8 protein-coding genes and 2 pseudogenes are annotated in these 12,160 nt (G+C 62.1%); 1 reads left to right on the forward strand and 9 read right to left on the reverse strand.

All coding sequences use genetic code 11. The annotated features are described in order from the left end of the window. Positions 1–18 precede the first annotated feature (18 nt). A pseudogene (locus tag HNQ71_RS33420) lies at positions 19–340 on the reverse strand (DUF736 domain-containing protein). Positions 341–1,125: 785 nt separating this feature from the next. Between HNQ71_RS33420 and HNQ71_RS33425 the strand changes: the two are divergent. Further along, positions 1,126–4,686 (forward strand): autotransporter domain-containing protein, encoded by a 3,561-nt coding sequence (locus HNQ71_RS33425; protein ID WP_184879078.1) that lies wholly within the window; start codon positions 1,126–1,128, stop codon positions 4,684–4,686. A 222-nt stretch (positions 4,687–4,908) separates the two neighbouring features. Here the strand turns inward: HNQ71_RS33425 and HNQ71_RS33430 are convergent, their stop codons facing one another. The 8 genes and pseudogenes from HNQ71_RS33430 to HNQ71_RS33465 form a co-directional block, all read right to left on the reverse strand. Beyond that, positions 4,909–6,291 (reverse strand): ParB/RepB/Spo0J family partition protein, encoded by a 1,383-nt coding sequence (locus HNQ71_RS33430; protein ID WP_246462456.1) that lies wholly within the window; start codon positions 6,289–6,291, stop codon positions 4,909–4,911. Continuing rightward, positions 6,249–6,419, reverse strand: a complete 171-nt coding sequence (locus HNQ71_RS35330) for a hypothetical protein (protein WP_343068322.1) — start codon at positions 6,417–6,419, stop codon at positions 6,249–6,251. The genes HNQ71_RS33430 and HNQ71_RS35330 overlap by 43 nt, the downstream gene beginning before the upstream one ends. A 41-nt stretch (positions 6,420–6,460) precedes the next feature. Further along, positions 6,461–7,022 (reverse strand): annotated as a pseudogene (locus HNQ71_RS35335) (ArdC family protein); the annotation flags it as partial. 442 nt (positions 7,023–7,464) lie between these two features. Then, a complete protein-coding gene (locus HNQ71_RS35605; protein WP_425492304.1) occupies positions 7,465–7,857 on the reverse strand; it encodes a GGDEF domain-containing protein in 393 nt (130 codons plus the stop codon). Beyond that, the gene (ubiM, locus tag HNQ71_RS33450; RefSeq protein WP_184879081.1) at positions 7,854–9,035 is read right to left on the reverse strand and encodes a 5-demethoxyubiquinol-8 5-hydroxylase UbiM; all 1,182 of its coding nucleotides are present in this window, start codon (positions 9,033–9,035) and stop codon (positions 7,854–7,856) included. Before ubiM ends, HNQ71_RS35605 begins: the two co-directional genes overlap by 4 nt. Further along, positions 9,035–9,316 carry a globin domain-containing protein gene (locus HNQ71_RS36010; protein WP_425492305.1) on the reverse strand — a complete coding sequence of 94 codons (282 nt, stop codon included), beginning with the start codon at positions 9,314–9,316 and terminating at the stop codon, positions 9,035–9,037. Before HNQ71_RS36010 ends, ubiM begins: the two co-directional genes overlap by 1 nt. 163 nt (positions 9,317–9,479) lie before the next feature. After that, a complete protein-coding gene (locus tag HNQ71_RS33460) occupies positions 9,480–11,378 on the reverse strand; it encodes a glycoside hydrolase family 127 protein (RefSeq protein WP_184879087.1) in 1,899 nt (632 codons plus the stop codon). Positions 11,379–11,418: 40 nt separating this feature from the next. Beyond that, entirely contained in the window at positions 11,419–11,916 is a 498-nt protein-coding gene (locus HNQ71_RS33465; protein ID WP_246462459.1) for a substrate-binding domain-containing protein, read from the reverse strand. Between the last annotated feature and the right edge of the window lie 244 nt (positions 11,917–12,160).

Here is a 12,160-nt window from a genome sequence, read left to right on the forward strand (position 1 = left end):
AGGCCCGAGGTTGTCGGTTCAGTCGACTGCGTTCCAGATGATGGCGTAGGTGTCATCATCGTCCTGGCCGGCGGCGCGGCCGAGATTGGCGTAGAGCTTGCGCGGTCCGAACTCGGGGCTGGATCGACAGGCTCACATAATCCTTGCCGGAAGCCTCGCCGATGCGGATCCAGCCGGCACCCACTTCGACCCCTTGCGTCAGCACCCGGAAGTCTGGATGGGTGTCGGAGCTCTTTGCCCGATTGGGCACGATGTCGATGTCGGCGCGGACGCTGAGCGTCTTGAGCTGGCCCTTGTAGCCGCCGTTATCCTGCTTGTTGACGTAACCGATCGCGGTCATTTGGAAGTCTCCTTTTTGCTGTCGCCGGGGACCATTCCCCTGCGATGGCGGACCGTGATGGGCGCGTCCGGCCCGCCTGAACGCGACCGGGCCGCAGCGGCAGCGAAGGACCCGAGCGGGCAGCTTTTTTGAAGCGAAGCGGCGCGAGGAAGCCGCCGCAGGCGGCGGGGAAAAAAGCTGGCGGCGAGGGTTTCGGGCGGGCTAGATCTGCCCATAGGTCAACAAGCCAGCCGCAGGGAAATGGTCCTTGAAGAGAGCAAAAGAGAAGGCCGCGCGATCGGACGAGCACGACAAGCAGGCGGCAATGCAGACGCCGGTGTCCGCCCACGCTCCGAGGCCTGCCCAAGTGGCAGCTATGCCCATGCGCATGGCGCCTCAGCAAGATGCCAGCGTGCTGCAGGGCTGCCGAATGGCGTCGAATTGGCGTCGGGATTCCTCGCGCAGTACGCGTTCGAAGACGGTCAATTGTGCAGTCGTCGCCGCCCGGAAAGGCCCCAAGCGGCCACTGATCGGCGGCGCGGAACCGCCTTGAAGCGCGGATGATGCCTGTCCGAAACCTGACAGCGGCAGAAAACATGTCGGGTTCGGTGCAATCGGCCATCCCTGGTCACTGTGGAGGTTTTTCGAGGCGTAACCATGCGCTTACTGCCCGCTGAGCGCGCTGGCACGGTCTTTGCTAATTGAGATGCGGCAACACTGATTGAAGGCTGACTGCACGCACACGCGCGAACGTCGAAGGTGGAGAAGGAGAATTCGACTTGAAGATGCGTAAGAGGACTTCTTAAATGACGCTTTATAACAATTGCACCAAAAGCTCGGCGCATCCCCGCTCCCTCTCTACCTTTCGCAAGTATCTCAAAACGACGGCACTAACGGCGGCGCTGCTCGCCGCAGCGTCGGCGGGAAGTGAGGCGCAGCAGTATGTTCGTGCTGACGGCCGCACGACCTCCGACCTGGAAGGGGCGCGTGCGAGCTGGCGCCATGACGTCGAATTCAACGGCAACGTCGGGCTCGGAGGGATCAACGCAGATGCCGCCTATGCCTTGGGCTTCACCGGCAAGGGCGCGACAATCGGCTTCATCGACCAGCCGGTGTGGGCGGCGCATCCAGAGTTTGCCGGCCGGCTGACCTTTCTCCCCACCTCAGGGACACGCGTCTATACGGACCCTTATATTCCGGTGGAAGCCGGCGATCCGTTTGTCGCCGACGGCCGGCAGTTCATCGACCGTGACGATATTTCGATGCACGGGACCCATGTTGCGGGCATCGCCGGCGCCAACAGGGACGGCGCTGGCACGATGGGCGTGGCGTTCGACGCCGACCTTTTCGCGGCGAGCAACTACGACCCCGGACCCGAGGATGGTCGAGTGAGGGGCAATGACGGCGCCGTTTATGGCGCGGCTTGGCAGGCGATGATCGATTCCGGCGTCGACATCATCACCAACAGCTGGGGCATCGGCCTCTCGCGTTCGCCGTGGTCCTACGCGCAGGCCTATTCGCAGTTCCAGGAGATCGAGGCGATCCGCGGCACCCCCGATGGCGGCGCCTATGACGGCGCCATCAAGGCGGCGCGCAGCGGTATCGTCGTCGAATTCTCGGCCGGCAACGACCACGGCCTGGAGCCGGACGCAATGGCCGGGCTTGCCAGCTTCGTGCCCGACATCGAAAAATACTGGCTGACGACGATGAGCGTCGTCGCGGACGCGGAAAGCCCGCAAGGCTATTCGAAGAGCAGTTTTTCCAGCAATTGCGGCTACGCGAAGTATTATTGCATCGCCGCGCCGGGAACCCAGATCAACAGCAGCATTCCAGCGGGCGACATCACCGGCCTCAAGCCGGGCGACATCGTCAACGACGACCGCTTGCACCCGACCTATGACAAGTTCAACGGCACCTCCATGGCCGGTCCATTCGCCACCGGCGCTTTCGCCGTTCTGAAGGAACGCTACCCCTACCTGGCCAATGGCGAGGTCAACGAAATCCTCAAAACGACGTCAACTGACCTCGGCGAAGCCGGCGTCGACGCGGTTTTCGGCTGGGGGCGCATCGATCTTGAGAAGGCGCTGAAAGGCCCCGCTCAGTTCCTGGAGCGCTTCGAGGCAAAGCTGCCCGGCTTCTATCGCGGCTCGCGCGAGGAGGTCTGGAGCAACGACATCTCGCAGGACGCCCTGGATCAGCGCAGAGGCGAGGACCAGCGGAGGATCGCCGATTGGGAAGCAAAGAAGATCGCCGAGCGTTGGCAGGACGGGGTGACCGAGGAGGTCATCCAGAAAATCAGGAACGACGTCGCGGCAGAGGTGACGCCTGACGCCTTCAACAAGGCGATCGAGCTGGTGCGGGCTCGCGAGGAAGCAGACGACGCGCTATTTGAAGGCGGCTCCGAAGAGGCCCTCGACGCGGCTGATAAGGCCATGAAGGCAAATCCGATCGCCGTCGCCCTCTGGAAAGCATTCGATGCACTGACACCCAACACGAGCATTCCGCGGACGGCCCAATTCGTCGAGTTCACCGGTACTCCCGAAGGGAACCTTGATACGATACGGGGAGGAATCGCTGAGGAGCGGGTCGCCGGCGCAATCTCCGAGTTAAATGCCTATGAGGCACTCGTGACCACACTCACCGCCAAACTTACCGACCCCGGCAACTACTTAGGAGGCCTTACCAAATCCGGCGCCGGGACGGTGCGGCTAACCGGCCGCAGCACTTATAGAGGCGATACATTGATCAATGGCGGCCTCCTTGCGGTGGACGGCTCGATCACCTCGAAGGTCGTCGTCAATAGCCTCGGCACGTTGGGCGGCATCGGCGCAGTCGGCGGCATTGAAGCAGCCGGCGGTGGCGTCGTGTCGCCCGGCAACTCGATCGGCACGCTGACGTCGACCGGCGACGTGATCTTCAACAAGGGCAGTGCGCTCCATATCGAGATTGATGGAAACAACGGCGATCAGCTCGTCGTCAACGGCGCGACAACCCTGTTGGGGGGCGTGGTGGTGGTCACCCCGGAAGCCAGCGCCGACCCGCGACGGCGGCTAAAGGCGCTGATGGACCAGACCTATATCATCGTCACCTCGACCGGCGGGGTCAGCGGCAAATTCGACGGCACGCAAGGCTTTGTTTTCTTTGACACGACGCTGTCGTACCTGCCGAATGAAGTTCGCCTCGATGTATCTCGCAATGGCCACGGCTTTGCCGACTTTGCCCTTACCAGAAACCAAAAGACGACGGCCGCCGCGCTTGAAGCGCTTGGGCTTGGCAATGCGATCCATAACACGGTCGCATTGGCAACCCCAGCGGACAGCCTTTCCGCTACGTACCAATCCCTTTCGGGAGAAATTCACGCCACGCTGAAGGGGGTGTTGGCGCAAGACGGGCAGTTCATCGGCCAGGCGGCCATCGATCGGATGCGTTCCGCCTTCGGCGGCGTGGCGGGAAGACCGCAATCGACTGTCGAACCGGTCGAATACGGAGCGGAAGCCGCACCGGCCCCCAACTCCGCCTTTGCCGCCATGCAGCCAACCAGACATGGTATCACGCTGTGGGGGGAGGCCTATGGATCGTGGGCAAATATCGGCAGCGACGGCAACGCCTCGGATTTCAACCGTCACCTTGGCGGCATCGTCACCGGTATCGATGGCATGGTGAACGAGACGTGGCGGCTTGGCCTGCTGCTCGGTCACGGCAGCACTTCGGTCAATTCCACCACCGGCCATGCCTCAGTAGACAGCTATCAAGTGGGTTTGTATGGCGGCGCGCAGTGGGACGCCGTTGGCCTGCGTGTGGGTGCCACATTCGCCCAACATGAGATCGACACCGCGCGGCATGCCATGCTGCCCGGCGGCGTCGTCAACCGGCATGCGTCGTCATACGATGGCCAGACTGTGCAGCTTTTCGGAGAGACGGGCTATCGGGTCGATACCGCCTACGGCGCAATTGAGCCTTTTGCCGGCGCGCGCTACGTGCATCTGCAAACCAATGGTTTTCAGGAGGACGGGGGGCTGACTGCGCTCACGGGGCTCCCCAGATCGACCGATGTCGGTGTCACGAGACTCGGCATGCGGTTTTCGCAGGAATTACTGGCTGGCGAAAACACCGCGCTTACGGCGCGCGGCATGCTCGGCTGGAGTCATGCCTTCGGCGATGTCTCGGCGGAACAGAGCCTCGCCCTCGCCGGCGGCCAGGCGTTCATGGTCGAAGGCTTGTCGGTCGCCAGGGATGCGCTTGTCGTCGAGGCAGGCTTTGACGTCGGCATCGTTGCCAACGCGAAGGTCGGTCTGTCCTACGCCGGCCAGTTTTCGGGCGACGTGAGCGAGAACGGCATCAAGGCAGATCTAACAGTTCGATTTTGATGGCAGACCGGTGCGTCAGCATAAGGGGACTGCCGCTGACGCGCTTCCGGTCAAGTGCGCTTTCCAGTCAGCATGCTGGCGCCCGGGCGCCCAAGCGGCGGCACTTGAGAGAACCGCCGCTCGGGCTTGATTCTGATTCTGAGGCGAACAGCGGCTGCACTCTGGCCCACTGATCGGCGGTGCGGAAACCGCCGCGTGCCGTATAGCTTTCGGCTGGGAATTTCATCCAGCGCGGCAGCCAGGCCTCGACTTGTCTGCGGCCGTTTTCGCCCGTGAGGAAGTCGCGGATGATCTTCTTTTGCGTCTTGACCTTCTCGGCGACATTGCCGTCCGCGACATGCTTGCCGCCGACACGGCGAGCATCGAATTGGCGACTTCCTTGTCGCGCAGCAAGTCGAAGAAGGCGTCGTCTGGTTGCCAGTAAGCGCCCATGTCGACGTTCAGATGGTTGCCGAGCGCCTCGATGACGGCGCTGCCCGCTTCCAGCGTCTCGGCCACCACGACGGTGAGAACGCGCAAGACATCGTCGTCGCAGAGCGACAAAAGCCGGGCGAAGACGCTGGCGACAGCAAAGGCATCGCCAGTGCCGCCGGCTATCGCGCCGTCCTGGTCCGGGGAGCCGAGCAGGGCCAAGACCTCGCGCCGTCTTTCGACGAAGGCGGCTTCGGCCTTGCAGCCGGCAAGGCTGGCGGCCACCGTCTCGTTGGCGGCGCGCTGCGGCTCGCGGCGCACCTGCCACAGGCCGGAACCGGCGATGGCGTGCGCCACCATCAGGCGCAGCGCCACGGCGGGATGGTCGAGCATGGCGGCGCGCACGGCGGTGCAGGTCGACATAGTTCTGCATCGGGCCGGTGAGTTCGGGAAGTGAGGGCTTGGCGGGCGTTTCAGCTTCGTTGCCGCCCTCGCCTTGATCGCGGGCGCGGCGGGCTTCCTTGCGCGACATGAAGCCCTCGTGAAACTCGACCTCGCCGCGATGCGAGACGGTGACGACGACCTTGCCGCCCTTCTTCTTCGGCGTCTTTTCGTGGTCCCATGAGTGGAAATGCTCTCCCGGTTCCAGCCCGACCACCTCGCACCAGCCGGCTTCCAGATAGGCGTCGCGTCTGGCGGCAATCGCTTCGTTCTGCTTTTGCCAGACAGATCGGCATCGGCGAAATAGCTGTCCTGGCCGAACAGGTCGGAGACGATCAGGCCGGGATAATCCTCAATCGCAAACAGCGCCACTTTGGTCGAAATCGACTGGCCACCGAACAGCCATTGCTTCAGCTGGTAGCCGCGCGGCGCGTATTGTTCGGGATCGGCAGATAGTGCCAGCCAGTCCTTCTGCTGCGCCTTGGAGGCCATAGTGAGATAGCGCGCCGTCTCGGCGTCGATCTCTTCGCGTCGATAGGCTTCGCGGATCTTGGGCAAGAGGTCGCCAAGCGCCAGAATGCGTTTGACCAAAAGCTCGGTGAGGCCGAAGGTCGCGGCGATGTCGGGAACGGTGCGGCCCTGACTGATTAGCCGTGAAAACGTCTCCCTTTGCGAGACCTCGTCGGGACCGAGGCGGGCGATGTTTTCGATCAGCGACCCCTCCAGCGCATCGGCGTCATCGCCGTCTTCCATGATGGCGCAAGCAAGGCATCGCCTTCGCCGCGTTCGTCGGCGATCGATTTGGCCGCGAAATAGCGTCGCCGTCCAGCGACGATCTCGAAGCTTTCCAGCGACCCGTTGGGCCGCACAAGAAGCGGCACAAGGACGCCGCGCGCGGACGGATGGCAAGATGTCGGACACGGCCGCCGATCCTGAAATCCGCGCCGCTGGCTCTAATGAGCGTCTCAGCCTGCGGGACATCTCGCGCTGAGGCAGCGGCTCGCCGGCGGCACAGAGATGTTCGGGCAGGTTGTCGCATTGCGCGACATTGAAGACGGTGAAGCGCTTCAAAAAAGGCACGGCCCGCGGCTCGTCGCCATCGGCCCGTGCGCGGTCCTTCTCGTCTTTGGGAACAAAGCGGTCGGCATGCACGATGGTCGTGCCGTGTTCGCCCTTCCTGACATTGCCGCCAAGGGCAAGCGCCTGCCGGAAGGTCAGCCAGTTCTGGCTGGGGTATGAGCGCTCGATCACCGCGCCCCACAGGATCAGGATATGATGCCGGAATAGAAGCGACCGGGGGCCGCATTCCTCGGCAGGCCGAGGCCGGCCTTTGCGTTCCCCCATGGCTTGACCCACGGCACGGTGCCGCGCTCCAGCTCCACGATGACCCGGTCGGTTATTTCCTGATAGAGGCTGGCGCCTTGCCGCCCGCCCTTGCCTGCGCCAGCCTCTCCGCCGGCGGAACGCTTGCTGTTTGCACGCATCGTTTCATCCTCCGCTCACCAATCGCGCGCCAACTAACAAACCGCGCCGGCCGTCAGGCCGGCGACCGTCAGCAGCCGACAGGCTGCCCGCGGCAGGGGGCGAAGCCGAATGGCCGAGACCGCCTGAGCTTGCCGAAGAAAAAGCGGGCTCGGTTCACGAGCACCCGGCGCGCGCCGTCAGGCGCACGGTCGCCCGCTCGGAATTACAACGAAGAGGAGATGGCCGATCTCATTCTCGGCATCGACCCGGCCCTTGAACCTGTACGCGGCCGCAAGGCGGCTTCGCAGCCATATCGACCGGGCGAACTGGATGGTGACGACCGGCTACAAGGAACTGTTCGCCGGCTGACGCACAGCGCGGACTGTCAACGTCAAACAAGAAAATCTCTGTATCCGCCATGCATGAGCGCGCGGCCGCGAGCGACGGCGCGGCTGGTGGCGGTCACAACTCCTTGGCATGCTCTTTTACTGCCACGTCAAGTGCTTGGCTCAGGGGCACCGCCTTGGAGAACAGGAAGCCCTGAGCGATCCTGCAGCCAAGCTCGTGCAGGGTTTGCCGATCCGCCGGCACGAATTCATCGCCGCCGATGCGGGCGAGCGTTGCGCCTTCCGGTGCTTCCTCCTCTATGCGGCGGGCGATCCTGACAAGCAGTTCATCACCGGTCCTGTGACCGTAAGTATCGTTGACGGATTTGAACCCGTCCAGGTCGATCAGCATTGCAACGCATTGAGGTCTTGCCCGCGCCGCGCCTTCATCCGCATCATTCTTAGTACCGGCGACGACACATGGACGCTGGATTGCTAACGCAGGAGTCCAGACTGTCTGCGATTTCATCGCCTAAGCATGGCCGAAATGCCATGGCGGACAAAGGGAAGATATTGGGCAAAGCGAAGCCCCGCATGTCTTGCAAGCCGTGCCGCCAAGTGCTCGCCTGAGTAGAGTCCGACAAGTAAATTCGTAGCATTATAGAGCGGTGCAGCCGACCGGCGCAGGCAGCTTTCGTATCCGTGGAGCATGTCGGGATCGGCAATGTCGCGCCGGTCGCGACATGCTGTCAGGATTCTATGGGCGAGTTGCTTCTGGCCACTGAGGCTGATGTTAAAGCCATGCGCAGTCACCGGGTGCATACCAATGGCAGCGTCGCCGATGAGTGCGGCGCTCGGTGCCCAGAACTTGTGCGCCCACGTCGTGACCAGCGGATAGCTATGGCGGTTGCTTGCCAAGGTCAACTCTCCGAGGCGCCCTCGACACCGGTTCGTCAATTCCCTCAGGAACAAATCGTCGTCCAAAGCAAGCAATCTATCGGCCTCGTTTAAGTGCAAAGTGAGAAGCAGCGACGACACGCCTTCCATGAGCGGCAACATCGCTATCGTCTGATGGTGATCGAACCATTCGACTGCGATCTGGTGATGGGCCCGCTCGTGCCTCACCCGACAAATCAGCATCGCCTTGCCGAGCCGATTGATATCGGCGCCGATGCCGAGCAGGTCGCGCGTTGCCGACAAACGCGAATCCGCCGCAACGAGAAGCCGAGCGGTCAACCGCCTGCCATCAGAGAGCGTTATGACTGCTCTTTTATGGCTGGTTGCTGCATCGACGACCGAGTGGCCGCATATCAGCTGAGCATGATCCTGCAAGCGGATGATCTTGAACAAGACATCGCGGATGCCACAATTTGGGACCAGAAATCCGAGTGGTTCCCCAGATCCTCTGGGAGAATCGAAGCACAGAGCGAAAGGGCTCGATCCGTTGAGCACACGCGCGCCTTGCAGTGGTGATTTGTGCGAAGCGGGGATGGCATCCCAGGCGCCGAGCTCGCGAAGGATTCTGATCGAGGCGTGGGTCAGCGCGATCTCGCGACCGTCGAAAGCCGGATCCGCCAACCTTTCAAGGGGCTGCTGTTCAACAACTGCCACCTTCAGTTCGCTCTGCCCCAGCGACGCGGCGAAGGAAAGTCCGACCGGCCCGCCTCCGACGATAACGATGTCGAAACTGTCGTCGGAGCCGGCCATCAGCGTGCCGCCATCGCGTCGGTTATCTGCGTGAGATGCTGGTGGAGTCGAGCTGCAAACCATGGACCGATTGCGCTGGGTTCCAGTGCCCGCCGCATCGCTTCAAACCACTGCGCATGAACGTCCGCATAAATGGGCAAAGACGGATGCAGTCTTATCAGGCACGGACGCAGCTGGTCGCACCAGTCTTTGGGTCCGCCCAGCCAGGCGGATGGCCAGCCGGCAAGCGAGATTCTCACGCCATCGGTTCCTGACCGGTGAAGCGCCCTGCCCCGCTGAATGCAGAGCCGCTTTCAATCAGGTCGTGGAACTCGTAAACTAGGGCACGGATCGCTGGACCGTCCCCGAGATGAGTGAAAATGCTATCCGAGACTTTTCTTGACTGCATCTTGTCGACATTCTTGAGTTGAGAAGAGGGCTCTCCATGCGGCGACAGCGCCGAATTCAGCTTTCCAGCAGCCACACTTGCATCGAGCCTTTCGCCCGATTGTTCCAAAGGTAGTATGGCAGGGCGATTAGCCTGCAGTCGGAAACGACGGGCGGCGCATTCCTGTACAGGCTTGCTCCCCAGCCTTGGTCCACGACGCGCTTCGCGGGGGCGGTCAACGTGACCACCCCATCGAAGAGATCGCCCCGTTCCTCCGTTTCGATCCAGGCGTCTCGCGGCAATTTGAGCTGCTGCACTCGCCCCCCGGGGTTGTCTACGTGTTCGACGCAATAGACCAACGGTCCGCGCTTGAGCGCCACCCGGCCGATGTCCTGCCTGACCTTGGGATGAGCATAGATGCGCTCGGGAGGCATCGGCAGCTCGAGGGTGATCGTGTCTCCGGCATTCCATAGCCGCGAGATCGAAAGATAGCCGTTGCGTGTGCATGCCTCCACGTCGATCGGATGTCCCTCGACCGAGGCTTCGGCTTCGTGCGCCCATCCGGGAATGCGAAGCTTCACGGCGAACTCGGCCGGGGCGTCAGGCCTGACCTCGATCCTGATCGAGCCGAACCATGGATAGGCGCTGGTTTCCCGCAGGAACACATTTCCCGTAGCAAGCCGGATGTTCGTCGAAATGCCGCCGTAGAGATGGAAGGCGATTGCGTCTTGGCTGGCCGAGACGAAATAGCTTCCGACCGAAGCGATGAGACGCGACGAATTCATCATGCAGCATAGGCATGTGTGCCAGGCCCATCGGCTGTGTCGCCCATCGCTGTCCAGCGGATTGGAGTAAAAATAGTGCTCGCCATCGCGCGACAGGCCGGTCAGCGCGCCGTTGAACAACGCCTGTTCCATAACGTCGGCGTAGCGGCCGTCGAGATCGAGATGCAGCATCCGATGCGCCCAGGAGATCAGCGCTACCGAGGCGAAGGTCTCCGCATAGGCCGTATCGTTCGGCAGGTCGTGGTCTTCAGTAAAGCCTTCATTCGCGGCAGCCGAACCCAAGCCGGAGGTGATGTAGATCTTCGAGGTCATGACATCGGCCCAGAGCACCTCGCATGCTTTCTTGAGGCTGTCGTCGTTCAGTTCCGCCGCGAGGTCGGCCATGGCGGAAAACATGTACATCGCCCGAACGGCATGGCCGACCACCTTGGTCTGCTCGCGCACCGGCCTGTGCGATTGGTTGTACTCATACCTCTTCGCTCTGAAATCACTAGGGTTCTCCCCGCGCGCGACCGCTTCCTGATCGAAGTAGTGCGGCTGGCGCCCGCGCTCGTTGATGAAATAGGCCGCGAGGTCGAGATGCTTTCTCTCTGCCGTCAAGCGATAGAGCTTAACGAGGGCAAGCTCGATCTCCTGATGGCCGCAATAGCCGTGCTTCTGGCCGGGGTTCGGACCGAACGTCTCGCGCACGTGGTCGACATAGCGCTCAAGGATGTCAAGGAGCCGGCGCCGGCCTGTCGCGAGGAAGTAGGCGATGCCGCCCTCGAGCAGATGTCCCAGATTGTAGAGTTCGTGATAGTCGCGCAGGTTGGTCCAGCGCTTGTCCGGCTCGCGCTGCAGGTACCAGCAGTTCAGATAACCGTCGGCAGCCTGTGCATTTTCGAGATCGTCGACGATCTTTTCGATCCTGGCCTCGATGTCGGCGCCGGGTCTGTGTGACAGCGCATAGGATGCCGCCTCGATCCACTTGCCGGCGTCGGAATCCCAAAACACCTGCACGAAATTGTGCTGGTTGGGCGCGGACTTCAGCGGCGGCGGGTTCGGCAGTGTCAGGGACTGCAAGATACCGTGCTTGCCAAGCTGGACGTGCTGGGTGGGAATGGTCCGTGTCAGCACCGTCTCCAGCCGCTCGCGCCAGAATTCCCCCTCCAGCGCGACATCAACGAACTGAACCGGCTTGAACTCGTTCATTGGAACGCATCCGTTCCTGCAATGAAGCGCATTGGCGTGCTCACGGCTTCGACGATGCCCGCACGACCAGTGAACACGGCCGACGCCTGACGCCGCTCAGCTTCCCTTCGGCGATTGTCTCCAGCACGCGGTCAACAGCCTCGTGTCCGAGCGCGCTCAGGTTCACATCGATGCTGGTCAGCTGCGATCGCGCCGCACGCACCATCACGTCCAAGTTGTCAAATCCGACGATGGCGACGTCGGCAGGTACTGCCAGGCCAATCTCGCGCAGCGTGTTGCACGCGCCGCCGGTGATCTGATCGTTGCCGCAGAAGATCGCGTTCGGCGTTTGCGGTCCCGAGAACAATCTGGCCGCCGCGTCGCGCCCCAACGCCTCGGCTGACTTTTGGCTTTGGCTATTCTTCGTGTCGGTCTTGATCCAGACCGGTCGCCGAGGTGTTCGGCGGCGCGATCCATTGAAGGAGCCGACCACTACCATAAAAAAAGTCCAAAACCCGCCAAGACGCTGATGGTGACGACTAAACTGTCCGTTAGACATGCGTTCTCCTTTGAAAGGCTAGTCGACGAAACCACGCCGATGAGGAGATAACCTTGATCTGGATCAGCCAGACACGACAAATCCGAGCGACGCAGGCCTTCGAGCGACAGGGGCTTTTCACAAATCAACGTCAAGCGCGGCTTAGCCTAAGCTAGGGTCAGGACTCATTGATCCAGAAGATGAAGGCTGCAGCGAAGGCGATCGCCGACAGGAAGGTGTGAGCACATCGGTCGTACCTAGTGTG

The sequence above is a fragment of the Mesorhizobium sangaii genome (assembly GCF_014207355.1).
Lineage (GTDB): Bacteria > Pseudomonadota > Alphaproteobacteria > Rhizobiales > Rhizobiaceae > Mesorhizobium > Mesorhizobium sangaii.

Bases quoted from the DNA above. Each gene is read 5' to 3' on its own strand.
- HNQ71_RS33425 (WP_184879078.1), top strand. From the start codon at position 1,126: ATGACGCTTTATAACAATTGCACCAAAAGCTCGGCGCATCCCCGCTCC.
- HNQ71_RS33460 (WP_184879087.1), bottom strand. From the start codon at position 11,378: ATGAACGAGTTCAAGCCGGTTCAGTTCGTTGATGTCGCGCTGGAGGGG.
- ubiM (WP_184879081.1), bottom strand. From the start codon at position 9,035: ATGGCCGGCTCCGACGACAGTTTCGACATCGTTATCGTCGGAGGCGGG.
- HNQ71_RS33465 (WP_246462459.1), bottom strand. From the start codon at position 11,916: ATGTCTAACGGACAGTTTAGTCGTCACCATCAGCGTCTTGGCGGGTTT.
- HNQ71_RS35605 (WP_425492304.1), bottom strand. From the start codon at position 7,857: ATGAAATCGCAGACAGTCTGGACTCCTGCGTTAGCAATCCAGCGTCCA.
- HNQ71_RS33430 (WP_246462456.1), bottom strand. From the start codon at position 6,291: ATGGAAGACGGCGATGACGCCGATGCGCTGGAGGGGTCGCTGATCGAA.